28 protein-coding genes are annotated in these 22,062 nt (G+C 65.2%); 3 read left to right on the forward strand and 25 right to left on the reverse strand.

The features are described 5' to 3' along the window. The 20 genes from VGV07_RS16775 to VGV07_RS16870 all read right to left on the reverse strand — a co-directional run. On the reverse strand, nt 1-213 hold a 213-nt coding region (locus VGV07_RS16775), incomplete at its 3' end, for a sodium/proton-translocating pyrophosphatase (protein WP_326869869.1). Nucleotides 214-523: 310 nt separating this feature from the next. Next, nucleotides 524-1,306 carry an SDR family NAD(P)-dependent oxidoreductase gene (locus VGV07_RS16780; protein ID WP_326869870.1) on the reverse strand — a complete coding sequence of 261 codons (783 nt, stop codon included), beginning with the start codon at nt 1,304-1,306 and terminating at the stop codon, nt 524-526. Nucleotides 1,307-1,353: 47 nt separating this feature from the next. After that, a complete protein-coding gene (locus VGV07_RS16785; RefSeq protein WP_326869871.1) occupies nt 1,354-1,935 on the reverse strand; it encodes a TetR/AcrR family transcriptional regulator in 582 nt (193 codons plus the stop codon). Nucleotides 1,936-1,973: 38 nt separating this feature from the next. Then, the gene (locus tag VGV07_RS16790) at nt 1,974-2,282 is read right to left on the reverse strand and encodes a DUF167 family protein (protein WP_326869872.1); all 309 of its coding nucleotides are present in this window, start codon (nt 2,280-2,282) and stop codon (nt 1,974-1,976) included. 1 nt (nt 2,283) lies between these two features. Continuing rightward, on the reverse strand, nt 2,284-2,577 hold the full coding sequence (locus VGV07_RS16795) for a YggT family protein (protein WP_326869873.1): 294 nt from the start codon (nt 2,575-2,577) through the stop codon (nt 2,284-2,286). Between the two features lie 96 nt (nt 2,578-2,673). Continuing rightward, a complete protein-coding gene (locus tag VGV07_RS16800) occupies nt 2,674-3,549 on the reverse strand; it encodes a sigma-70 family RNA polymerase sigma factor (protein ID WP_326869874.1) in 876 nt (291 codons plus the stop codon). 2 nt (nt 3,550-3,551) lie between these two features. After that, entirely contained in the window at nt 3,552-4,013 is a 462-nt protein-coding gene (locus tag VGV07_RS16805; RefSeq protein ID WP_326869875.1) for a carboxymuconolactone decarboxylase family protein, read from the reverse strand. 71 nt (nt 4,014-4,084) lie between these two features. Continuing rightward, a complete protein-coding gene (locus tag VGV07_RS16810; RefSeq protein ID WP_326869876.1) occupies nt 4,085-4,699 on the reverse strand; it encodes a DedA family protein in 615 nt (204 codons plus the stop codon). Between the two features lie 175 nt (nt 4,700-4,874). Further along, nucleotides 4,875-6,689, reverse strand: a complete 1,815-nt coding sequence (gene typA, locus VGV07_RS16815) for a translational GTPase TypA (protein WP_326869877.1) — start codon at nt 6,687-6,689, stop codon at nt 4,875-4,877. A 272-nt stretch (nt 6,690-6,961) separates the two neighbouring features. Further along, nucleotides 6,962-7,624 (reverse strand): ferritin-like domain-containing protein, encoded by a 663-nt coding sequence (locus VGV07_RS16820; protein WP_326869878.1) that lies wholly within the window; start codon nt 7,622-7,624, stop codon nt 6,962-6,964. 11 nt (nt 7,625-7,635) lie between these two features. Further along, the gene (locus VGV07_RS16825; RefSeq protein WP_326869879.1) at nt 7,636-8,235 is read right to left on the reverse strand and encodes a ferritin-like domain-containing protein; all 600 of its coding nucleotides are present in this window, start codon (nt 8,233-8,235) and stop codon (nt 7,636-7,638) included. Nucleotides 8,236-8,438: 203 nt separating this feature from the next. Beyond that, complete coding sequence (locus VGV07_RS16830) at nt 8,439-8,825, reverse strand: VOC family protein (protein WP_326869880.1); 387 nt, start codon at nt 8,823-8,825, stop codon at nt 8,439-8,441. Nucleotides 8,826-8,910: 85 nt separating this feature from the next. After that, on the reverse strand, nt 8,911-9,501 hold the full coding sequence (locus tag VGV07_RS16835; protein ID WP_326869881.1) for an RNA polymerase sigma factor: 591 nt from the start codon (nt 9,499-9,501) through the stop codon (nt 8,911-8,913). A 66-nt stretch (nt 9,502-9,567) separates the two neighbouring features. Then, the gene (locus VGV07_RS16840) at nt 9,568-9,993 is read right to left on the reverse strand and encodes a VOC family protein (RefSeq protein WP_326869882.1); all 426 of its coding nucleotides are present in this window, start codon (nt 9,991-9,993) and stop codon (nt 9,568-9,570) included. A 49-nt stretch (nt 9,994-10,042) separates the two neighbouring features. Further along, entirely contained in the window at nt 10,043-12,172 is a 2,130-nt protein-coding gene (locus VGV07_RS16845) for an EAL domain-containing protein (protein WP_326869883.1), read from the reverse strand. A gap of 84 nt (nt 12,173-12,256) precedes the next feature. Further along, entirely contained in the window at nt 12,257-12,577 is a 321-nt protein-coding gene (locus tag VGV07_RS16850) for a hypothetical protein (protein WP_326869884.1), read from the reverse strand. A gap of 4 nt (nt 12,578-12,581) precedes the next feature. Further along, a complete protein-coding gene (locus tag VGV07_RS16855) occupies nt 12,582-12,992 on the reverse strand; it encodes a hypothetical protein (protein WP_326869885.1) in 411 nt (136 codons plus the stop codon). Next, nucleotides 12,980-13,447: a hypothetical protein gene (locus VGV07_RS16860; protein WP_326869886.1), complete on the reverse strand. Its 468-nt coding sequence runs from the start codon at nt 13,445-13,447 to the stop codon at nt 12,980-12,982. Before VGV07_RS16860 ends, VGV07_RS16855 begins: the two co-directional genes overlap by 13 nt. Next, entirely contained in the window at nt 13,435-13,917 is a 483-nt protein-coding gene (locus VGV07_RS16865; protein ID WP_326869887.1) for a hypothetical protein, read from the reverse strand. Before VGV07_RS16865 ends, VGV07_RS16860 begins: the two co-directional genes overlap by 13 nt. A gap of 359 nt (nt 13,918-14,276) precedes the next feature. Then, entirely contained in the window at nt 14,277-14,807 is a 531-nt protein-coding gene (locus VGV07_RS16870; protein ID WP_326869888.1) for a GNAT family N-acetyltransferase, read from the reverse strand. 83 nt (nt 14,808-14,890) lie between these two features. Between VGV07_RS16870 and VGV07_RS16875 the strand changes: the two genes are divergently transcribed. Together VGV07_RS16875 and VGV07_RS16880 are read left to right on the forward strand one after the other, a co-directional pair. Next, on the forward strand, nt 14,891-15,538 hold the full coding sequence (locus tag VGV07_RS16875; protein WP_326869889.1) for a LysE family translocator: 648 nt from the start codon (nt 14,891-14,893) through the stop codon (nt 15,536-15,538). Continuing rightward, nucleotides 15,535-16,386, forward strand: coding sequence for a 23S rRNA (adenine(2030)-N(6))-methyltransferase RlmJ (locus VGV07_RS16880; protein ID WP_326869890.1), 852 nt, complete (start codon nt 15,535-15,537; stop codon nt 16,384-16,386). Before VGV07_RS16875 ends, VGV07_RS16880 begins: the two co-directional genes overlap by 4 nt. 167 nt (nt 16,387-16,553) lie before the next feature. On the opposite strand, the gene VGV07_RS16885 is transcribed toward VGV07_RS16880, so the two are convergent. Then, nucleotides 16,554-16,973, reverse strand: coding sequence for a GNAT family N-acetyltransferase (locus tag VGV07_RS16885; RefSeq protein WP_326869891.1), 420 nt, complete (start codon nt 16,971-16,973; stop codon nt 16,554-16,556). A 222-nt stretch (nt 16,974-17,195) separates the two neighbouring features. Between VGV07_RS16885 and VGV07_RS16890 the strand changes: the two genes are divergently transcribed. Then, nucleotides 17,196-18,374 (forward strand): MFS transporter, encoded by a 1,179-nt coding sequence (locus VGV07_RS16890; RefSeq protein ID WP_326869892.1) that lies wholly within the window; start codon nt 17,196-17,198, stop codon nt 18,372-18,374. A 17-nt stretch (nt 18,375-18,391) separates the two neighbouring features. Here the strand turns inward: VGV07_RS16890 and rlmN are convergent, their stop codons facing one another. The 4 genes from rlmN to thpR form a co-directional block, all read right to left on the reverse strand. Beyond that, entirely contained in the window at nt 18,392-19,630 is a 1,239-nt protein-coding gene (rlmN, locus tag VGV07_RS16895; RefSeq protein ID WP_326869893.1) for a 23S rRNA (adenine(2503)-C(2))-methyltransferase RlmN, read from the reverse strand. A gap of 194 nt (nt 19,631-19,824) precedes the next feature. Further along, a complete protein-coding gene (locus tag VGV07_RS16900) occupies nt 19,825-20,334 on the reverse strand; it encodes a hypothetical protein (RefSeq protein WP_326869894.1) in 510 nt (169 codons plus the stop codon). 104 nt (nt 20,335-20,438) lie between these two features. Beyond that, a complete protein-coding gene (locus VGV07_RS16905) occupies nt 20,439-20,975 on the reverse strand; it encodes an invasion associated locus B family protein (RefSeq protein WP_326869895.1) in 537 nt (178 codons plus the stop codon). 197 nt (nt 20,976-21,172) lie between these two features. Continuing rightward, nucleotides 21,173-21,712 (reverse strand): RNA 2',3'-cyclic phosphodiesterase, encoded by a 540-nt coding sequence (thpR, locus tag VGV07_RS16910; protein WP_326869896.1) that lies wholly within the window; start codon nt 21,710-21,712, stop codon nt 21,173-21,175. Nucleotides 21,713-22,062: the final 350 nt, after the last annotated feature.

A 22,062-nucleotide genomic window follows, 5' to 3' on the forward strand; every position in this document is an offset into this window, starting at 1 on the left:
GATGAAGGCGAGGATGAAGATGACCACGCCGACGATGCCGATGGTGGTGTACTGGCGGCGGAGATAGGCGGAGGCGCCTTCACGCACTGCGGCGGAAATCTCCTGCATGCGGGCCGAACCCGCATCGGCCCTCAACAGGCCTTGCGTCGTGACGACGCCGTAAACGATGGAGAGCAGACCGCAGACGACGATCGCCCATAGCAATAGAGTCATAACGAATGTTCCCTCGGTGTGACGTCACCGGGGAACGCTCCGTAGTTGCAGCGGCGAACCGCTCCTCCTCGCCCCCCAGCGATCGCGTGAGAAACTTGTGCCAAATCGCCGCAGGTGGCGCAATGGGGGATGGCGATGGGGGTGGGCGGCGGAATTAATCGAGAACCCGGCGCAGGCTGACCCCCACCCCTGGCCCCTCCCCCTAAGAAAGGGGAGGGAGACCCCTCCACTAATATCGAGGCTGTCGTCTCCCTCCCCATGTTTAGGGGGAGGGAGCAAGGGTGGGGGTCAGCCCGCGCCAGACCAGCAGTCAAGCCGCCAGATATCGCGACGCAGGCTTCGACAGTGACAGATGCGGCTGTAACGCCACCCGTCGCGCCGCCCAGTCGTCATAGGCAGCGACGGATTCGAGCGAGGGGATGGTGACCAGTTCGCCGGCGTCGAAGCCGGCCAGCGCTGCATCGACCATGGCGTCGGCATCCATGACGATCTCGGCGGGGAGGCCGGCGCCGCCGGAGATCATCGGGGTGCGGGTGTAGCCGGGGAGTACCGCCTGCACCTGCACGCCCCTCGGCTTCACGTCCAGATCAAGCGACAGGCTGAGGTTCAGCACGTAGGCTTTCGAGGCGGCATAGGCCGCGGCCGCCGGGGTGTCGATGAAGGCCATGGCCGAGGCGAGGTTGACGATGGCGCCGCTGCCGCGATTGGCGAAAACCTTGGCGGCGACGGCGGCGAGGCGGGTGAGCGCGACGACGTTGATGTTCAGCATGCTGCTGAGCTCATCGAGATGGCCGGCGCTCAGCGGACCGCCGCCGATCAGCCCGGCGGAATTGATGAGCAGCGTGATGGCCGGATCGGCCTCGAGACGGCGCTCGACGCGCGTGAGACCACCGGGTTCGCCGAGATCGGCGACGATGCGCTCGACCTTGATGCCGTGGGTCGTGGCAAGGCTGGTCGCGAGCTGCTGCAGCTTGTCGGCGTTGCGGCCGACCAGCACCAGGTCGTAGCCGCGCCCGGCGAGGCGATCGGCGTAGATTTCGCCGATGCCTGAGGAGGCGCCGGTGACGAGGGCAGTTCCGGGATGTGTGGCCATGATCATCTCCTGCAATGGCGTGACACCATTTACATGATGATCATAATTTAACTGTGCAAGGCTGCGGCAGAAGATTCTTTTCCGGCCAACAGGCTGTCCGCTGCGGCCGCCAGGATGCCGGCCGACAGCGCCGGATCGGTGACGGTTCGAGAAAGGGTGAGGGCGCCGACCATGGTGGCGTAGGCGGCCATGGCCTCGGGGCGTGTCAGGCCGGTGGCCGTGACGATCAGCTCGAGATAGGCGGCGATGCCGGCCTCGAAGGCGGCGCGCAGTGCCGTACTGCCGCGGGCGGCGTCCTGCGCCAGCGCGGCGATGGCACAACCGGCCTCGACCGAGTCGCGATGCTCCGGCGAAAGGTAGAAACGGACTATCGCGGCATAGGGATCGGCGGCAGCGAAGGCGTGCTGGCGCAGGCGGTCGGTGGTTTCGGCGAAGACCCGGGTGACCGCCTCGGCAGCGAGTGCGTCCTTGCTGGCGAAATTGTTATAGAAGCCGCCATGGGTGAGCCCGGCGGCCTGCATCAGGTCGGCGACGCCGATGCCGTCAAAGCCATGCCGGCGAAACTCGGTGCCGGCAACCTCGACAACATGCGCACGGTTCTTGGCTGCCTGTTCGCGGGAGACCTTCATCACACGCTCCGTTTGATGCTGAGCGTAATGTAAGTGCTCTAGGCCAGCTTGGCGAGGGCGGCGGCCAGTGCGCTGGGATCGCCAGTGAGGCGCAGGGTCTTGAGGCGAGCGGTGTCGCCGGAAACCAGGGTGATCGCCGACTTCGGAACGTCGAGCGCCTTGGACAGCACCCCGATCACGGCGGCATTGGCCTTGCCCTTGTCGGGCACGGCCTTGACGCGGAGGCGGAGCACGATGGTGCCGTCGTCGCGTCGCTCAGACCCTTCGATGCGGTCGACACCGGCGTTGGGCGTGACGCGCAGGAACAGCGTCACGCCGTCCGGCTCGGCCCGCCAGGGCAGCGTCACGTCAGATGACGCGGCCGACGGCCCAGGAGGCGAGCAGGTTCTGCAGGAAGAAGATGATGACGAAGACGATCAGCGGCGACAGGTCGAGGCCGCCCATCGGCGGGATGACGCGGCGGATCGGCTTCAGGATCGGCTCGGTGATCTGGTTCAGCACGCGCCAGATCGAGGCGACGAACTGGTTGCGGGTGTTGATCACGTTGAAGCTGATCAGCCAGCTCATGATGATCATGATCAGGAAGATCCACCAGACGATGTTCAGAATGAAGCTCAGCGTCTGCAGAATGGCAAAGGTCATCGTCGGCCTCTCGGGTTCGCCGCCCTATTTAGGGGGCGGCGGGCCAAGCGGCAAGCGGGCGCGACGATTTTGCCTTTCAGCATGGTGGGTTGGCGCTCAGTTGAGCGCCGCGCCGTCGAGGTGGCCGAGCTTATCGGGGTTGCGGACGATGTAGAGCCCGACGACCTTGCCGTCGACGATCTCGAGCGCCGTGGTCTGCAGTACGCCGTCGGCTTCGCGCGTGATATAGCCGGGGAGGCCATTGATCATCGCTATCCGCACCAGCTGTGACGGCGCATTGGCGAAAAAGCGCGCCATGCGCTCCATCAGCGCCACCACGGCATCGAAGCCGACGATCGGCACCGGGCCGGCCGGGCGCTTGCCGCCACCATCGGCAGTGACGGTGATATCGGCTGCGAGCATGGTTTTCAGCAGCGCGATATCGCCGGTCTGCGAGGCGGTGAAGAACGCCTCGGCGAGCTCCATGCCGCGCCGCTGGTCGACGGCGAAGCGCGGCCGGGCCTCGTGCACATGCTGGCGGGCGCGGCTCGCCAACTGGCGGGTCGCCGCCGGGTCGCGGCCGATGGCTCCGGCCACTTCGTCGAACTCCATGCCGAACACATCATGCAGCAGGAAGGCGGCACGCTCGAGCGGCGAGAGCCGCTCCAGCGCGAGGAGCAGCGGCAGGGTGACGTCTTCGGCGAGGTCGGCTTCGCTTTCAACCACCGGCTCGGGCAGCCAGGGGCCGATATAGGTCTCGCGCTGGCGGCGGGAGGATTTCAGCACGTCGAGGCAGAGCCGGGTGACGACACGGACGAGGAAAGCCTCCGCGTTTTCGATCTCGGAGCGGTCGGTGGTGTGCCAGCGCAGGAACGCGTCCTGCACCACATCCTCGGCGTCGGCGACCGAGCCGAGCATGCGGTAGGCCACCCGGGTGAGGCGGGGCCGATGGGGCACGAAACTGATGGCCGCATCGGCCCGCCCGGCATCCATGGTTACGCCGCCACGGCGATCTGCGCCGAGCGCGGCGGGCTGACCTGGAACCCGATGTTGAGGCGGTTGTAGACGTTGATGATGCCGATAAGCATGCTGAGCCAGACGCGCTCCTGCTCGTTGAACTCGGCCTCGATCATGGCATAGGCCTCGTCCATCGCGGAGTGGTCGAGCTTGGTCAGCGCCTCGGTCCAGGCGATCGCCGCGCGCTCGCGCGGGGTGAAGTGCTGCGCCTCGCGCCAGCCGTCGAGCAGGTAGATGCGCATCTCACTTTCGCCGATCCGGCGCGCCTCGGTGGTGTGCAGCATAAGGCACATGGCGCAACCGTTGATCTGACTCGCGCGGATCTTCACCAGCTCCTTGAGGATCGGCTCGAGCCCGGACTCGGCGGCAGCCGCGTGCGAGTAGTCGACGAAGGGCTGCAGCAGGTTTACATGGGCGTAGAGGTTCACGCGCTTGGTCATCATTGTCTCCATGTCATTGTGATGCTCACGATAACAAGACGACCCAGCCCCCAGCCGGTGTGACATGGACCTCAGATTTTTTGGCTGGCCCGGCTCGGGCGCCAGGTGAAGAGCCGGAACACATAGAGGCCGACTACCACGACGAGCACCAGCCAGGTCAGCGGATCGAGCCAGCTCTCGACCAGGTGGTAGTGTTCGTGCAGCAGGTACCCGGCGCTCACCAGCACGGTGTTCCAGATCAGCATGCCGATGGCCGAGAACAGCGCGAAGGTTGCAAAGTTCATTTTCGCAAGGCCCGCCGGCACCGAGATCAGGGTGCGAAGGATCGGGAACAGCCGTCCCACGAGAACGATGGGCTTGCCCCAGCGGTCGAAGATGCGGGCAGCATAGTCGATCTCATCGGCATTGAAGGCGAACCAGCGGCCGATCCGGTCGGCCAGCCACTTCACCCGCTCGAGACCGAACAGGCGCCCGACGAAATACCAGGGCAACATGCCCACCAGGGAGCCGATGGTGGCGGCGACGATGACCCCGACGAAATTCAACTCGCCCTGGCCGGCGGCAAAGCCGGCAAACGGCACGATCAGTTCGGAGGGGATCGGCGGGAACACCGCTTCGAGCAGCATCAGCAGGGCGATCCCGACATAGCCGAGGTCGGTGATGATCTGGGTGATCCAGCTGGCCATGGTTCGCTCCCAAAGAAAGGCCCCCTCACCCGCCGCTGCGCGGCGACCTCTCCCCCCAGGGAGAGGTGGGGCTATGGCGCGATCTTGCCCCCTCGTCACCTCTCCCTGGGGACGCGGTAGCGCCCCGGGGGGGAGAGGTCGGGCCGAAGGCCCGGGTGAGGGGGCCTTCTGCGCCTCAGCTCGCCTTGGCGGCGCGCATCATGCGCTTGCGATCGTTCGGATCGAGCCAGATCTTGCGCAGGCGGATGGATTTGGGCGTCACTTCGACATACTCGTCGTCGGCGATGTAGCCGAGCGACTGTTCGAGGGTGAGCTTCTTGGGCGGGGTCAGGCGAACCGCTTCATCCTTCGACGTGGTGCGGATGTTGGTCAGCTGCTTGCCCTTGAGCGCGTTCACCTCGAGATCGTTCTCGCGGGAATGCTCGCCAATGATCATGCCTTCATAGATGTCGACGCCGGCATCGATCATGATCGGGCCGCGCTCTTCGAGGTTCCACAGCGCATAGGTCACGGCCTGGCCGGTGCCGTTGGAGATCAGCACACCGGTACGGCGGCCCGGCAGCGCGCCCTTGAACGGCTGGTAGCCGTGGAACAGGCGGTTGAAGATGGCAGTGCCGCGGGTATCGGACAGCAGTTCCGGCTGGTAGCCGATCAGCGAACGGGTGGGCACGTAAAAGCGCAGGCGCGAGCGGCCGACGCCCGAGGGACGCATGTCGACCAGGTCGCCCTTGCGCTCGGTGAGCTTCTGCACGACGACGCCGGTGTGCTCGTCATCGACGTCGATGATCACTTCCTCGATCGGCTCGAGCTTTTCACCGTCCTCTTCGCGGATCACCACCTTGGGGCGGCCGATGGTGAGCTCGAAGCCTTCGCGGCGCATGTTCTCGATCAGCACGGCGAGTTGCAGTTCGCCGCGGCCGGCGACGTCGAACGAATCGTTGTCGTCGCCTTCGGTGACGCGGATGGCGACGTTGCCTTCCGCCTCGCGCAACAGGCGCTCGCGGATGACGCGCGACTGCACCTTGTCGCCTTCGCGGCCGGCCAGCGGGCCATCATTGATGCGGAAGGTGACCGACAGGGTCGGCGGATCGATCGGCTTGGAGGGCAGGGGTACGGTCACCGACGGGTTGACCAGCGTGTCGGCGACGGTCGAGGTCTCGAGGCCGGCAATGGCGACGATGTCGCCGGCTTCGGCGAGATCGATCGGGGTGCGCTCGAGGCCACGGAAGGCCAGCACTTTCGACACGCGGCCCTTTTCGACGACCTTGCCGTCGCGACCGAGCGAGTGAATCGGGTCGCCGGCCTTGACCGTGCCCGAGGTGATGCGTCCGGTGAGGATGCGGCCGAGGAACGGGTTGCGCTCGATGGTGGTGACCAGCATGCGGAACGGGCCTTCTTCCACCTTCGGTTCGGGCACGTATTCGAGCACCTTGTCGAGCAGCGGGGCGAGCGAGTCCTTTGGGCCTTCCGGCTTTTCCGACATCCAGCCGAGCTTGGCGGCGCCGTAGAGCACCGGGAAATCGAGCTGCTCGGGGGTGGCGTCCAGCGCGATGAACAGATCGAAGATCTCTTCGAGCACTTCGAGGTGGCGCTCGTCCGGGCGGTCGATCTTGTTGATCGCGACGATCGGGCGAAGCCCCTGGGCCAGCGCCTTGCCGAGCACGAACTTGGTCTGCGGCATCGGGCCCTCGGCGGCGTCGACGAGGATCACCACGCCATCGACCATCGACAGGATGCGCTCCACCTCGCCGCCGAAATCGGCGTGGCCGGGCGTATCGACGATGTTGATGCGGGTGTCCTTCCAGACCAGCGAGGTCACCTTGGCGAGAATGGTGATGCCGCGCTCGCGTTCGAGGTCATTGCTGTCCATGGCACGTTCTTCGACGCGCTGGTTGTCGCGGAACGAGCCGGACTGCTTGAGCAGGACGTCGATCATGGTGGTCTTGCCATGGTCAACGTGAGCAATGATTGCGATGTTACGCAAAGACATGAGGGGCGGCCGATCGGACTTTTGGGAGATTAGCCGCGCCCCATATCGGACAAGGGTCACATTCTCAAGACAATTCGCCGAATAGCTGCGTTGCGGCTGCTCGTCGAGGGTGAGGGCGCTCCCCGGTTACCCAGCGCGTTAGCGCCCGGAAAGCACCCTCGCTGTTGCGACGAATGGCCGGCCGCCGGATCGACAGTGGCAGATGTCGCAGTCGCGCAAAGTGACGGGAAGCGAGATCGTTGGCCGCTCGAGAGGAGCGGCCAACGGTGTGGTTAGGCCAGGAAGGGGGCTGCAGCGGCGAGGACGTCCTCCTTGGACATCGGCTCGTCGAAGGCGCCATCCCAGCTCTTCTTGCCGCCGATCCTGCGGACCATCGCGGCGTGCCGCGCCTCGACCGAGTGGATCTGCAGGGCCGCCGTAAGGATGTCGTCATTCGAGATCAGGTTGCCGGCCTGTCCCTTATAGGCGGCGACGCCCAGGTCTTCGAAGGTCTGACTCAAGGTCAGGTAGGTTTCGAAGTTGGTCAGGGCGTCGGCATATTTGCCGCCGGCAGTGAGGTCGAGCTTGGGGCGGTCGATTGCCTTGGGGCCGAGCGCCGCCGAAAGGAAGGCAACGTGTTCGGCCTCGTGCTTGCCGATCTGGTTGAAGACCCCGACATACTGCTCGGGGATCAGGCCCTTCGCTTCGAGGCCCGAGCGGTAGAAGGCGTCCTCGACATGCTCGAGGGTCAGCGCGAACAACAGCACGTCGGTTATTTCGGCGGGAAGATCCTGGCCGAATGCCTGCTGCGACGCCGCAGCGAGCAGCAGCGGTGCGCTTGCAAGGGCGCCGAGCTTGAGCGCCGACGACCGGAAGAACTCGCGGCGGTTGGCGACGAGCCGTTCGGTGATCTCCGGGTCGACGCCGGAGAGGAGCGTGTTCTGGTTGAGCGTCATCTTGTCTCTCCTCACATGAACGCGTTGGCGGTGACGTCGGTCTTGATGAACGGATCCGCCTTAGGCAGCACCTCGGTGGGCGCGTAGGCCACGTCGAGACCGTTCTTGTCGACGACATCGTCGCCGGCGAACGAGACGCTGTTCATGTTGAGCAGGTAATCGGCATTCTCGAGCAGCTTGCCGGCCCCGTTATAGGCGCCGACGCCGAGATCCTCGAACACCATTGCGGTACCCAGCACGCTGTCGCGGCTGGTGAAATCGACGGCGGAAAAATCCACCTCGAGGTCCGGGATGGCGCCGGCTGCCAGCGCTTCCTTGAGGAAATCGCGGTGTTCGACTTCATGATCGCGGATATCGGTAAGGATGGCTTTCTCGTCATCGTTGATGTCGGCATAGGGGCTGTCGACAACCATGGTGTAAAAGGCGGCTTCGAGCTGCTCGAGCGCGTAGGCATAGTTCAGGACGCCGACATCGCCCTCGCCCAGGTCGGCTGCGAGCGCGGCGGAGATGCCGAAGTTCGGCATAATGACGCCCGAAAGGGCGACACCGGCCGCCGATGCGGCAGACCACTTCAGCAGCCGCCTGCGGCTGCGGTCATAGTGAACGAGCATAAGATTTCTCCATCTCGCGAAGCGAGGCTTCACGCGTTTCGATTACGACGCTGTGATCAGCTACGGGGGTGGAGAGGGAGAGTTTCAGCGCCGCGGCGCTTGTGATCGGCCAGAGCCATCACGTTGATTTGCCTAACATTTCCGGGAACAGATCAGGTGCGCGCACGTTTGCGCGCGCACCTCGCGGTCATCTGGGTCGGCGCTCAGCCCTTCCGCGATCGCGGTTTGTCGCCCGACTGGTAGAGCCCGAGGCCAAAGCCATCCGGATCCAGAAAGTCAGCGCTCCAGCCGCCGGGTGCCTCGCTCACCGGGGTGACGATGGTGACGCCCTGGGCGACGAGCGCCGCCACCACATCGTCGATGCCGCCTTCGGCCAGGTCGAAGATCAGCGCCGGCGAGCTGCCGCGCGAGCCGTCCATCTGAAAGAAGATGATCTCGAGCCCCTTGTCGAGCGAACCTTGCAGCCAATAGGGCTCGGCGCCCTCCATGCGGGCCAGTTCGATGCCGAGCGTCTCGTTGTAGAAGCGCTCGGTGCGGGCGATGTCGGCGACGTAGTAGACGGTGCTGGCGCGATGCGGTTTCGGAATCATGATCTTGGCTCCTGATGGGTGGTTACATGACTGGTTGCCGCCGAAAGGCGCAATGTGAGCAAGGGCGGCGAAGAATCCTGACCGCCTAGCGCTGCGGTGCCCGCCGCACGATGAACAGGTGACCATCCGGATCGTGCGAAGCGAATACCCCGCCTTCACGCAGCAGGGCGGGCAGCAAGGCGTCTCGGATGCGGCCGTAAGCGAGATTGAGACCGAGGCCGGGCGTGCCCGCGGGCAACTCGAGCCCGGCAGCCCGCAGGCGCTTGCCGAGGGTTGAGATGCGCTGGCGCAGCGTCACATCGTCGAGCCGCAGCAGGTAGGCGATCTCGCGGCGATCATGACCGCTGAGCGCCAGGGCGGCGACGGATTTCAATGCTGGCGGCAGGCCGCTCAGCAGGGTCGCGACCGGGGTGTCGTCACCGATTGGCGGTGCAGTACGGGTCTCATGCCAGGCGGTATCGCGAAGGCGGCGGCGGCCGGCGCCGCGGGCGGCGAGGCGAGCCTTGTTGCGGATGACGCCGCCCAGCCAACGAATGGTGAGCGCGGTCTCGAAGTCGGTGCGGCCGGCCTTGATCGCCTCGAGCAGTGCCTCCTGCACCAGATCGTCGGCCTCGTCGGCGCGGCGGGAATGCCGTCGCGCCGCCACCAGCAGCTGCTCATAGGTCGCTCGTCGCACGATCCGATCCTCCCGCGCGGAAGGTGCCAAGGCCGGGCGACGCTCGCAATAGCTTCGGCGAAACGGTCAGCGCAGCGACAGCGGCTTGCTTGCCGGCTGGTAGAGGCCGAGCCGGTGCCGGTCAGGGTCGAGCAGCACGGCGCCGTGGCCTTGCGGGGCGGCACCGACCGGGGCGACGATGGTGGCGCCGTTGGCCGCCAGCGCCGACACCGCATCGGCGATGCCGCCATCGGCAAGGGTGAAGGTCATGATCGGGCTCTTGCCCACCTCGGGCTGCCCCTGGTTGAAGCTGATGGAGAAATCCGGGCCGAGGCGGGCGAACAGGAAGGCGTCGCGGCCGCTGCCGCGCTTCTCGAAGTCGATGTCGAAGGCCTCGCGATAAAAGCGTGCGGTGCGATCGAGATCGGCGGAGTGATAGACGAGGCAGGTCTCCGAGGGGCGGAACGGCATGGGATGGTCCTTCTGATCATGCGCCGGCAGGCGGCGGTACATGAGTCAGTTGCCGCCAGGCAGCAACGCGTGAGCAGGCGAAGCCAAAAAACTACGAGACGCGGCGGAGTTTTGGGCGCTGCTGGCCCTCATCGGCCAGCATCTCGGCCACGGCCTGGGCGCTGACCGGCGGCGAGAACAGGAAACCCTGCACTTCGTTGCAGCCCTGGTCGCGCACTGCGCTCAGCTGCTCTTCGGTCTCGATGCCCTCGGCGGTGGTCGACATGCCGAGTGATTGGCCGAGCCCGATCACCGCCTTGATGATGGCAAGGCTGTCGCCCTTCGATTTCAGATCGCGCATGAACGAGCGGTCGATCTTGATCTTGTCGAAGGGGAAACTGCGCAGGTAGCTCAGCGAAGAATAGCCGGTGCCGAAATCGTCCATCGAGATGCGCACGCCCAGCGCCCTCAGCTTGTGCAGGGTCTTGAGGGTGGGCTCGTTGTCCGAGAGCAGCAGCGACTCGGTGATCTCGAGCTCGAGCCGGGTCGGCGGCAGGCCGGTATCGCGCAAAGCCGCCTCGACCGTTTCGAACAGCCGCTTGTTCTTGAACTGCACCGGCGAGAGGTTCACCGCGACACGGACGCCGGCCGGCCAGCCGGCGGCAGTACGGCAGGCCTCGCGCAGCACCCACTCGCCGATCTGGACGATCAGCCCGGTTTCCTCGGCGATGGGGATGAACTCGGTGGGCGAGATGGTGCCGCGCTCGCCAGTGTCCCAGCGCAACAGCGCCTCGAGACAGGTGATGCGGTTCTCCTTCAGCCCCACCAGCGGCTGGAACACCAGGCGCAGTTCGCCCTTGGCCAGCGCCAGCCGGAGCCCGGCTTCGATGCTGCGCCGCTTCTGGATCGCCGCATCCATGCCGGATTCGAAGAAGTGGTAGGTCGAGCGGCCCTCGTTCTTGGCCTTGTAGAGCGCCAGGTCGGCGTTCTTCATCAGGATCTCCGAGGTCTCGCCATCCTGTGGTGCCATGGCGATGCCGACCGAGGTGCCGATCACCAGCTGGTGGCCATCGATGGTGAAGGGGTTGGCCATGGCTTTGACGATGCGTTCGGCAATGGCCGCGGCCTCCGCCGGCTTATCGACGCCACGCAGCAGCAGCGCGAATTCGTCGCCGCCGAGCCGGGCCAGCAGGTCGTTCTCGCGGGTGGCGCCCCACAGGCGCGCCGAAACCTGCTGCAGCAGCTTGTCGCCCAGCGAGTGGCCGAGCGTGTCATTGACGGCCTTGAAGTGGTCGAGGTCGATGCAGAGCACTGCAATGTGTTCGCCGCGCGCGAGGCCGGGCTCGGTACCGGCCATCTCCTCGAGAAACTGCACCCGGTTGGGCAGCTGGGTCAGGGCGTCGTGGCGGGCGAGGTGGCGGATCCGCTCTTCCTGCTGGCGCTGCTCGGTAATGTCCTCGTGCGTGGTGACCCAGCCGCCATCCTTCATCGGATGGTGCTGCATCATGATGGTGCGGCCGTTCAGTTCGTGGATGTTCTTGCCGTACTCGCCGCGGGCGATCACCTCGCGACGCCAGCGGATATAATCCTCGCGGTTGGCGCCTGCCTGCATGCCCTCGTCGAACAGGTGGCCGAGGATATCGTCGAGCTGCGTGCCGGGCTTCAGCAGGTGCTCGGGCAGGTTGTAGATGCGCTGGTAGGGCTGATTGCAGATCACCAGGCGACCCTTGAGGTCGTACATGCACAGGCCCTGGCTGATATTGTTGACCGCCGCATCGAGCCGGATGTTCTGGCGCTCGAGTTCGCGCTTGCGCTTCTGGATGATCTCGGAGGAGGCGATCTCTTCGGTGACGTCCTCGTGGGTGATGACCCAACCGAGGCCGGGCGAATAGACGTGCGCCGTCTCCAGCCAGCGCTCGCCAGCCACGCGCTCGCGCACCTTGGAGCGGGCGCCGCCACGATTGGCCAGCAGTTCCGACTTGTAGGCAGCGAGGAATTCTTCGGGCGACTGGTCGGGGTGGTTGCCCATCTCGGCGGACAGCTTCACTACCGCTTCGAGGGTCATGCCCTTGCGGACGCGGCGGGCCGAGAAGCCGTAAATATCGAGGTAATGCTGGTTGAACATCACCAGCTTGAATTCGGGCGACCAGACGCAGAAGCCGTAGGGGACCGATTGCAGTGCAGCATCGAGCAGCAACGCATCGGCGGCTTTACGAGCGGAATCGGCCGATAGCGCCTTCACTTCTGATCAGGCCCCCTCAAAATCCTATAATCAGCGGGGAACGCTAGCGAAGCGCAGTTAAGATGGTTTTAAGCCGAGGCGCCGCTATTCCAACCCCACTTTCAGCATCTCGATTTCAGCTTTCAGCTTCTGGATTTCGAGTTCGTAGAGGCGGGCGCAGTTGAGCCGGGTCGGGGCCTCGCCGAGCGGGATGATGACGCGGGCATAGGCGACAGCGCTTTGCGGCGCGCCATCATCGTCGTTGCCATAGCCGGAATTGGAGTAGGCACTCGACAGATCGCCGCCGGCGATGCCGAGATCGAGGTAGCCGCCCGACGAGTTGATCGACTGGCTGCAGCGCACCCCTTCGGAGGTGGTGATCGAATCCTCGCCGCCGGGCCCGACCGGAGGGGGCGGCAGCAGCAAGCCGTCAGCTGCCGCGACCGGCCATGCGGCCAGTATAGAGACCACACACGCGCGGAAGGATCGGGCTATCAATGGCCTTGGGCATGACACAGAGCGCAATTGTCCGCTCCTTTTTTGCTGGATCGATGTCGAACGTCACGATGATGTTGCGGGTAATACCGGGGCCCAGGGTGAGTTCGGCCGGTTTGACCACCACACCTTTGGCCGAGGTTGCGTAATCGGGCAGCATCGGCAGCAGCGCGAAGGTCATGCGCCGCTCGTAGGGGTTGCCGACCTGCAGCCGGAACGCCTTGCGATCCGATGGGGTGAGACCGGATTTTTCCAGCGGCGACAGGGACTGGGCGAGCGCCGGGGCGGTAATCGCCAGCCCAAGCGTCAAAAGCAGCGGTGCAATGCCGGCCTTCAGGGGTGACATGTGACGAGGGTCCTCGTGGTGTAGGTGCCGGGGGCAAAGCCGTTGGGATTGTTGACCCGATTGTGCACGGTCATGGTCAGGGTGACGGCGCCGAGCAGTCCGGTCGAAAAGTTGGTGGCCGCGCTGGTGTAGCCCTGGTTGGCCAGCTGGATCAGCCCGATCACCGCGGCGGTGTAGGCGACCTCGCGGGTTTCCATCGCGGCGTTGTACCCGGGAGGGGACTGGATGACCGTCGGCGCATTGACGGTCACCGAGACGCCAGAGAGCAGCGGCAGCACCATGGTCACCGTCGCCGGCGTGTTGCCGTTGACCTGCGAGCCGAGCACGGTGTTGCTCATCGAGTTCCTGAGCGTGCCCGATGCCGGCAGGCTGATGGAGCAGGCGAGCCCTGGCAGCGGCGCCAACGTGGCCGCCAAGGCGACAACTCTGGCGCCGAGCCGGCTCACGGGGCGCATGTGACGACCGTCCGCGTGGAGTAGTTGCCATTCGGAAAGCCGTTCGGATTGGTGATGCGGTTGTGCACCGTCAGCACCGATGCGGCGATGGTGGTGATGGGATTTGTCGTCTGGCTGGGCGTATAGGCCTGCGTGATCGAGGAGAGACCGGTGGCGCCGGTATAGCTCACCTCGATCGCCTCGCCCGTCGCGACATAGCCGCCAGCCTGGCCGGTGCGGGTGGGGGCACCGACCGTCAGCGTGTTGGCGCCGATCGAGAGGATCGTTACGTGGGCGGCGTCGCCGCCGGCCTCCTCGGAGCCAAGCGTCGTGCCGGTCGAGTAGTCGAGGCCGAGGGTGCCGCCATCGCCGGCGCTGAGGGTGCAGCCGGGAATAACGGTGCCGGTGAAGTCGAGATTAACGGACTGGGCCGAGGCAGGCACGATACCCGCCAACAGGCCGAGGGTAGTTGCTACGGCAAGTACTCGCATGACTCTACTCCGGGTACGCGATGAAACTGGCCTGAAGTGTCAGTATTTTATGGTTAATGAGAACTAAAGATCAGCTTTGCTAGGCGTTAGTGCGCAAATCAGCAAGAAGCCGACGCGCCGACCGGCAAGAAATGCCTAGCGGTTGGCCACGCAGTAACACGCATTTGCATACGCAGCAGGAAGCGGTCGCCCATCGCCGGGGCTGCGATTGCTTTTGCTTGAGCCGGGGCGAGGCAGGTCGAAGGACGCTCTGAAGCCGGTGCGGGTTGACCCCCACCCCTGTCCCCTCCCCGCAAGGGGGAGGGAGACCCTCACACGGACATCTCAGTATGCGTCTCCCTCCCCCTTGCGGGGAGGGATCAAGGGTGGGGGGCCACAGCCACCGGGCTCGCGGTTCCAGTGTTGCCCGGCTTCACCATCACATAGTCGGTGAACTGGTACGGCCCCATCTGCACCGGCACATGCCGTTCCACCTCGAACCCCTGCGAGCGGTAGAAGGCGATGGCGGAAGCGTTGCCGTCATTGACGTAGAGAGCGAGGGGCAGCGCGGCACCGAAATGGGCGTGGGCGGTGGCGATCAGCGCCTTGCCGAGGCCCAGCCCGCGGGTTTCGGCAAGCAAATAGAGCTTCTTGATCCAGACCCGGCCATCGGCGCGGTAGGCCGAAGCGAAGCCGACGTCGCCGCCGTCATAGGTGGCGAGCCAATATTGGTGGCCGCGCTCGGCGATGTCGGCCTCGAGCGTTTCGAGCGCATAGATCTCGGCGAGCATGCCGGGGATGCGGTCGGCCGGCAGGATGCCGGCAAAGGCTTCGGGCCAGATGCGATAGGCCAGCGCCGCGACCCGTGGCAGGGCATCGGCAGCGATCGGGAAAACCAGCGACGTGGACATGACCCGTTGTGCCGCGTCGGCGATGGGGCTGGCAAGCCGGCTAACGTCGTGTCAAAGACGGGTGAACCCACAGGTGTTGCGCCATGCCCGATTTCATTCCCGACCTGCCGGTGATGCTGGCCTTTGCCGTCGCCACCTTCGTCTTGATGATCACGCCCGGCCCGGACATGGCGCTGCAGATGAGCCGCGCCATCAACTATGGCCGGGCGCATGGGCTGGCGGCAATGTTCGGGGCGATGGCCGGCATCATGGTGCATACCACGCTGGTCGCCTTCGGTATTTCGGTGCTGATCCTCGCCGCACCGCCGCTGTTCATGGCGCTGAAGCTTGCCGGGGCGGTCTACCTGATCTGGCTGGCCTGGCAGGCGATCGCCCATGGCGGCGGGCTGCGGCTCACCGAGGCGGCAAAGAAAGTGCCGACGCTGTGGCAGAGCTTTGCCACCGGGCTCGGCATCAACCTGCTCAACCCCAAGGTGGTGCTGTTCTTCGTGACCTTCCTGCCGCAGTTCGTCGAAGCGCATGATCCGGCCGCGGCAGGCAAACTGTTGTTCCTCGGAGCGCAGTTCGTGGTGCTGTCGATCCCGCTCGGCTTCCTGATCGTGTTTGCCGCCGAAAGGCTGGCTGCGGCGTTCCGGCGTTCGAAGTGGGTGGAGCGCGCGCTGAACTGGAGCTTTGCCGCGATCTTTACGGCATTCGCCGCAACCATCCTCACCGCACAGGCAAGACATTGAATTACTCGCACGCCTTCCACGCCGGAAATTTTGCCGATGTGATGAAGCATCTCATCGTCACCCGGCTGGTCGAGTACCTGAAGAAGAAGGATGCGGCGTTCCGGGTGATCGATACCCATGCCGGGATCGGCAGGTACGACCTCACCGGCGCGATCGCCAAGCGCTCGCCGGAGTGGGCCGACGGCATCGGCAAGCTGCTGCAGGGCGGGCTGCCGCAGAAGGCGCAGGTGCTGGCCGAGCCCTATCTCAAGGTGATCGCCGAGCTGAATCCCAACGATAAGCTCGAGACCTATCCGGGCTCACCGCTCCTGGTCCGAAAACTGTTCCGGCCGCAGGATCGGTTGTCGGCGCTGGAGCTGCACCCCGAATATGCCGAGCGGCTGGGCAAGCTGTTCGAGGGCGATGTGCAGGTGCGGGTGATCCATCTCGATGGCTGGCTGTCGCTCAACGCCCATGTGCCGCCCAAGGAGAAGCGCGGCCTGGTGCTGGTCGATCCGCCGTTCGAGGAGCGCGGCGAGTTCGAGCGGCTGGTCGATGGGCTGGTCAAGGCGCACGGCAAGTTCGCCACCGGCGTCTACGCACTGTGGTATCCGCTGAAGGACACCCGGGCCGTGCACGACTTCATCTCGGCGCTGCGCGATACCGGCATCACGAGGATGCTCAGAGCCGAACTCAGCATCCGCCCGGCCTCCAACCCGCCGCGGCTGCATGGCTCAGGGATGATCCTCGTCAACCCGCCGTTCACGCTCGAGGGCGAGCTGCGAATCCTGCTGCCGGCGTTGGCGCAACTGCTGGGCGATCCCGGCCAGGGCCGGCACAAGCTGGAGTGGCTGCGCGGCGAGGAGTGAGGGTAGCAGACGAAGCACCGGCCCCGGTGCCGGCTGCCCCCACCCCTGTCCCCTCCCCGCAAGGGGGAGGGAGACCCTCACACCAGTATCGCGGTTCTATCGTTTCCCTCCCCGCTTGCGGGGAGGGATTAAGGGGTGGGGGCGGCCCGCACCAGCGATCGCTCTGCTCAAAGCTCGAACTCGTAGTAGATCATCTTCTCGCCCTTGCCGCCGACCTTGGTGTAGAGGCCGTTGGCCTCGAGGTTGTCGAGTTCGGTGCCGAGCCAGGCTTCGCGGCAGCCGAGTTCGCGGCCCCAGGCGAACATCGCTTCGACCATGCGGGTGGCGATGCCCTGGCGCAGATGGGTCGAGGCGGTGCCGACCTCGTCGATATAGAGCTCGGTGACCTTGTCGGGGTGGCGGTGGATGACGGCGGCGCACTGGCCGACCACCACGCCATTGTCGAAGGCGAGCAGCATCAGGTGGCCGGGCTCGAGCAGGTAGGCTTCAAGCCGCTCGGGATGGATCGGTTCGTCGAACACGTCGGGCGCAACCTCGGCAATGTCGAGTTCGTCGCCGGGTTGCATACGCTTGATCTGGATGGGCATGGCTGGGCTCCGATGAAGGGAGGCGTCACCAGCATTCCCGTTTGTCGCGCTTTCGAACCGGAGAAGTGTCACAACTTCTCCTGAAAACGCTCCGAGACAGGCCGGATCAGACGTGCCGGAGGGCACCGCGCCGTGGTTGCCGCGCCGTGGCGGGCCAGTTAGTTGTATCACCCCGCCGTCTCGCCCTTCAACTCACGCCAATGGGCGTGACGAGGTTCCGCCGTGTCGCTCAGCTCCAGCCTTGCGCTGTTCAAGGTGCCATCGTTCACGCCGGCACTGCTGGCGATCCTCTGCTCGGTGCTCGCCGAGGCGGTCGGGTTCAGCTACATGGCGCTTTTGGCGGTAGAAAAGATCGGCATGAGCCCGCTGGAGCTCAGTGCGTTCCTGACCCTGTCGGCGATCTCCGGCATTGCGGTGACGACGGTGTTCGGGCACCTGCACGACCGGCGGCCGGTGCTCTGGCCGTTGATCGTCTCGCTGGGAGCCAAGGTCGTCGCGTTCGGGCTGTGCGCGGCGCTGACGCAGAGCTGGATGCTGATCGCGGTTGCAGTTGCTCTGTTCGGGCCGAGCTCGGCCTCGTTTGCGCTGATGTTCGCCATGGCCAAGGGCTATCTCGACCGGGTCGGCGGCGAGACCGTGTCGCGCGGCATGGCAAGCCTCAGGGTCGCCTCGTCGCTGAGCTGGGCCATCGGGCCGGCGATCGGCGCGGCGCTGGTGGCAGGCTGGAGCTTTACCGGCGTCTATGTGGGCGCGGCGCTGCTCTCGGCGCTGGCTCTGGTGGTGGTGTTCGCGAGCCGGATCAAAGTGGTCCCTGCAGCGACCGAAGAGCGGCAGAAGATCACGCTCGGCGTGGTACTGGCCGCAGCGCCGGCAGTCATCGCCATGACGGCTTTCCACACCTCGATGTTCATGGGCTCGAACGCCATGTCGATCGTGGTTGCCCGTGAGCTCGGCACCGAAACCGATGTGGGACTGCTGTTCAGCCTGTGCGCGGCACTCGAGGTGCTGGTGATGGGGCTGTTCGTCATCCGCCCGATGCGCAAGGCCAGTGTCGGTCTGCTGGCTTTCGGTTTCCTGCTGTTTGCCGGCTATTTCATCATGGCGATCGTCTGGCCGACCCTGCTGTCTCTCTATCTGGGGCAGATTCTGCGCGCTGCCGGAATCGGGATCCTCAGCGTCGTCGGGATGGCTTACGTGCAGGAACTGCTGCCCGGCCGGGCCGGCGTCGCCTCGGCGCTGTTCGGCAACACCATGAGCGCCGGCGGCCTGCTATCGGGGCTGGGCACGGGCCTGTTCGCCGAAGCATTCGGCTATTGGTCGATCTTTTCGGTCTGCGCAGGCCTCTGCCTCGCCGGTGCGGCCGTGCTTTTCGTGCCCGCCCGGCGGCGCGCACCCGCTTGATGCCAGACCCTCGCGCCTCAGGCGGTGAGCGCGTCGCGCTCTTTCTTGGTCAGCCGCTCGGTTTCGCTCTTCAGCTGCCCGCATGCCGCGAAGATATCGCGGCCGCGCGGGGTGCGGACCGGGCTGGCATAGCCGGCATTGTTGACGATGTCGGCGAAGCGCTCGATGCGCGACGAGCTCGAGCAATCGTAGTTGGTGCCCGGCCAGGGGTTGAACGGGATCAGGTTGATCTTGGCCGGAATGCCGGCCAGCAACCGCACCAGCTCGCGCGCATCGGCATCGGAATCGTTGATGTCCTTGAGCATCACGTATTCGAAGGTGATGCGGCGGGCATTGGAAAGGCCGGGGTAATCGCGGCAGGCCTGGATCAGCTCCTTGAGCGGATACTTCTTGTTGATCGGCACCAGCATGTCGCGCAGCTCGTCGCGCACGGCGTGGAGCGAGATCGCCAGCATGACGCCGATCTCGCGGCCGGTCGGCTCGATGAACGGCACGACGCCCGAGGTCGAAAGCGTGATGCGGCGCTTCGACAGCGAAATGCCGGCTTCGTCGGAGGCGATCAGCAACGCCTGCTTGACGTTGTCGTAGTTGTAGAGCGGCTCGCCCATGCCCATCATCACCACGTTGGTGATGGCGCGGCTGTCGCCTTCCGAACCACCGGAGCCACGCGGCGCCGGCACGAGGCCACCGTCATTGGGGCGCACGCCGCCGGGGAAATCGCCCAGCCGCTCGCGCGCCATCAGAATCTGGCCGAGGATCTCGCCGGCGGTGAGGTTGCGCACCAGCTTCTGCGTGCCGGTGTGGCAGAACGAGCAGGTGAGCGTGCAACCCACCTGGGAGGAGACACAGAGCGTGCCGCGGTCTTCCTCGGGAATGTAGACGGTCTCGACTTCGACCGGCGGCAGCAGCGGGTTCCTGGGGGCGCGGAAACGGAACAGCCACTTGCGGGTGCCGTCGATCGAGATCTGTTCGGTGACGATCTCGGGGCGGTCGAGCAGGAAGGCATCAGCGAGCTTTTGCCGAAAACCCTTCTGGATATTGGTCATCCGGTCGAAATCGGTGACGCCGTTGTGGTAGATCCAGTTCCACAGCTGCGACGCGCGCATCTTCGCCTCGCGCTCGTCGAGGCCGATGCCCATCAGGGTGTCGCGCAACTCAGGCTTCATCAGGCCGACCAGCGACGTCCGACCGGATTTCGGGCGGTCGGCCAAGGGCTTCGGACTGGCGTGATGATCGAGGTCGAGGGCGATACTCATGTGCGGGCGGCTCTCTCAGCGTGCGCATGCTTGGTGGTCGCGCGGTCGAGAAGGAATAGTCTCACAACTTTCCCTGACCACGCTCCTTAGGGCGCGGCCTGTAACATAGTCGCAAAGTTTGCGCAAAACACGGGGGCGGGAGGCTGGCTTGCGTGCTGCGGGCGGCGGCGGCGTGGGCAGACGGATCGATGAGCTTAGCCGGTGCAGCTTTCGATAGCGCGGCTGGCGGCAGTGGCGCCTGACAGGGAGAAGGTCTCGACGATGCGGATGCCCTTGTCGCTGGTGCCTTCGATGACCACCGTCGAGCCGGCCCGCAGCGCGCCCGCGAGGTTGTCGTTTTCGCTGGGGTTGAGCAGCCAGGCGGCGTCCTTGTCGGTGAAGAGCTCGAAGCTCTGGCCGCTGACCGTGGCGGTCGCCGGGGTGTCGGGTGCAAACATGAAGCCGGCGACGAGGTTCAGCTCGTTGCGGACGCTCTCGGCCGGCCGGTTGGTGAGGTAAAGCCAGGCCTCGGTGAACTCGTCCGGACTGGGCGACACTTCGGTGGGCTTCGACAGGGCGAAACAGACCGGGCCGGTCGCCTCGGTGGCGGTGTAGGCAGTCCAGTCGCGGAACTCGCCGAGCAGCTTGACCGACTGCGCCATGGCCGCACCCGACAAGGCGGGGACGAGCAGCGTGGCGATGACCGGGAGAGCGCGGAAGTTCATAAGCGGGGCCTCGAAGGGTTGGCGGTTGGTAGCAGGCAAAGCCTGATGGCATCAATCGCCGAACGCTCAGGAAGGCGTGAAGTTCACGCCCTCGTGTCGAGCTTTCAGGTGCAGGCCTTGCTGATTTCGCCCAGTGCAGCGGTAACGCCCGACAGGCTGTAGCTGTCGGACATCTTGTTGCCCTTCTGCGAGGTGCCGTTGACGGTGAGCTTGGTGCCCGCCTTCAGCGCTTCGACGAAGGTCGCCTCGTCGGCCTCGACGGCCAGCCAGGCGGCCTCGCCCTCGGTGACCATGGGGAAGGTCTTGCCGTCGACCGTCGCGGTGACATTGGCATTGGCGGCAAAGGGGTAGCCGACCTGGGTCTGCACTTCGTTCTTGGTGCCGAGCCCTTTGCGGTTGATCACCAGGAAGTGGATCGGGCTGCGCCGTACCGGGCTGCCATTCACTTCCTTGGGGCTCCAGTCTTCCGGCTGGGCCGAGATGTAGCACATGGGGCCATTGGCGTCCGAGCCGGTCCAGGCGGTCCACGACTTGAACGTGCCGAGCTGCTTGATTTCCTGAGCGCCGGCAGGTGTGGCCGCCAGTGCGAAGCAGACGCTTCCGGCAACCAGGGCAGCCAATGCCAAACGAGATGATGTCATCGCCCTAACATCCTTGAAGTTGCGCAACCAGCGCCGAGCATGGTGCCACGGTATGGTTACCAGGGTCTCAAACCGGCCGCGCATTTTGAGTTAGTGGCGACCTTAGCGGCAATCGTGTCGGCAATTTGACGCGCCAAATCGCCGAAAATCCTGTTTGGGCCCGCATGGTGAAGGAAGCGTTAACGGCAGGCCCCGTCTCAAGCCGCCAGCGGGTAGGTCTGCTCGACCAGATAGGGCCCGCCGCCGACCGAATCCCGCGATGAGAACAGAACGAAGCGGCCGACCTTGAACTCCAGCGGGGTAAAGCGGCCGGAAAAGGCGATGAAGCGCGCCACCTCTTCGGCGGAAACGCCGCGCAGCCGGGCGAGCGCCACGTGCGGCACGAATTTCCGGCCCTCGGGCGCAAGACCGCAGCGCTGCAGCACCCGCTCCTGCGCTGCCTGCAACCGCAGCAGGGCGGCATTGGTCGAGCAGCCGGCAAACAAGGCGCGCGGCGTATTGCCGCCGAACGAGCCGAGGTGGTCCAGCTTGATGGTGAAGGCCTCGCTGTCGGCCAGCCGGTCGAGCATGTCGGTGACTTCGCTCGCCACATGGTGATCGACATCGCCGATGAAGCGCAAGGTAATGTGATAGTTGCCGGTGTCGATCCAGCGGGCACCGAACAGGCCGCCGCGCTTCAGCGACAGGGCCAGCCCCACCTCTGGCGGGACCTCGATTCCGGTAAAGAGCCTGGGCATGTGACCCTCCCTTTGCCGCGACGAACGCGTGATTCGCGCCCATCTACATCCCGAACCTAGCGACGCTGGATGGCTGCTGCAAGACAGCCGGCATGCAATGCAGGGGGTGCCTGTCTCGTGAGGCGAAGAGGCGCGGATAAAGCGTTGAAGAACTGCGACATTAGGGAACGTTAAGGTGAGGTCTGGACGTCTTGTATTGTGCGGGGCTCGCCCTCATATTGTGTGATCGACGGCAGAGGCTCGGAGGAGCGCCCGTCACGTCGCCAGGAAAGGGATTTATTCGTCATGGCTGAATTCGACCGTCCGACTATCGCCGCTCAGCGGGCCGGAACCGCCGCGGCCATCGATGA

It is taken from the genome of Devosia sp. (assembly GCF_035944845.1).
In the GTDB taxonomy this organism is placed as follows: Bacteria; Pseudomonadota; Alphaproteobacteria; order Rhizobiales; family Devosiaceae; genus Devosia_A.

Bases quoted from the DNA above. Each gene is read 5' to 3' on its own strand.
- VGV07_RS16780 (WP_326869870.1), bottom strand. From the start codon at position 1,306: ATGGCCACACATCCCGGAACTGCCCTCGTCACCGGCGCCTCCTCAGGC.
- VGV07_RS16785 (WP_326869871.1), bottom strand. From the start codon at position 1,935: ATGAAGGTCTCCCGCGAACAGGCAGCCAAGAACCGTGCGCATGTTGTC.
- VGV07_RS16795 (WP_326869873.1), bottom strand. From the start codon at position 2,577: ATGACCTTTGCCATTCTGCAGACGCTGAGCTTCATTCTGAACATCGTC.
- VGV07_RS16800 (WP_326869874.1), bottom strand. From the start codon at position 3,549: ATGGATGCCGGGCGGGCCGATGCGGCCATCAGTTTCGTGCCCCATCGG.
- VGV07_RS16805 (WP_326869875.1), bottom strand. From the start codon at position 4,013: ATGACCAAGCGCGTGAACCTCTACGCCCATGTAAACCTGCTGCAGCCC.
- VGV07_RS16810 (WP_326869876.1), bottom strand. From the start codon at position 4,699: ATGGCCAGCTGGATCACCCAGATCATCACCGACCTCGGCTATGTCGGG.
- typA (WP_326869877.1), bottom strand. From the start codon at position 6,689: ATGTCTTTGCGTAACATCGCAATCATTGCTCACGTTGACCATGGCAAG.
- VGV07_RS16820 (WP_326869878.1), bottom strand. From the start codon at position 7,624: ATGACGCTCAACCAGAACACGCTCCTCTCCGGCGTCGACCCGGAGATC.
- VGV07_RS16825 (WP_326869879.1), bottom strand. From the start codon at position 8,235: ATGCTCGTTCACTATGACCGCAGCCGCAGGCGGCTGCTGAAGTGGTCT.
- VGV07_RS16830 (WP_326869880.1), bottom strand. From the start codon at position 8,825: ATGATTCCGAAACCGCATCGCGCCAGCACCGTCTACTACGTCGCCGAC.
- VGV07_RS16840 (WP_326869882.1), bottom strand. From the start codon at position 9,993: ATGTACCGCCGCCTGCCGGCGCATGATCAGAAGGACCATCCCATGCCG.
- VGV07_RS16855 (WP_326869885.1), bottom strand. From the start codon at position 12,992: ATGTCACCCCTGAAGGCCGGCATTGCACCGCTGCTTTTGACGCTTGGG.
- VGV07_RS16860 (WP_326869886.1), bottom strand. From the start codon at position 13,447: ATGCGCCCCGTGAGCCGGCTCGGCGCCAGAGTTGTCGCCTTGGCGGCC.
- VGV07_RS16865 (WP_326869887.1), bottom strand. From the start codon at position 13,917: ATGCGAGTACTTGCCGTAGCAACTACCCTCGGCCTGTTGGCGGGTATC.
- VGV07_RS16870 (WP_326869888.1), bottom strand. From the start codon at position 14,807: ATGTCCACGTCGCTGGTTTTCCCGATCGCTGCCGATGCCCTGCCACGG.
- VGV07_RS16875 (WP_326869889.1), top strand. From the start codon at position 14,891: ATGCCCGATTTCATTCCCGACCTGCCGGTGATGCTGGCCTTTGCCGTC.
- VGV07_RS16885 (WP_326869891.1), bottom strand. From the start codon at position 16,973: ATGCCCATCCAGATCAAGCGTATGCAACCCGGCGACGAACTCGACATT.
- rlmN (WP_326869893.1), bottom strand. From the start codon at position 19,630: ATGAGTATCGCCCTCGACCTCGATCATCACGCCAGTCCGAAGCCCTTG.
- VGV07_RS16900 (WP_326869894.1), bottom strand. From the start codon at position 20,334: ATGAACTTCCGCGCTCTCCCGGTCATCGCCACGCTGCTCGTCCCCGCC.
- VGV07_RS16905 (WP_326869895.1), bottom strand. From the start codon at position 20,975: ATGACATCATCTCGTTTGGCATTGGCTGCCCTGGTTGCCGGAAGCGTC.
- thpR (WP_326869896.1), bottom strand. From the start codon at position 21,712: ATGCCCAGGCTCTTTACCGGAATCGAGGTCCCGCCAGAGGTGGGGCTG.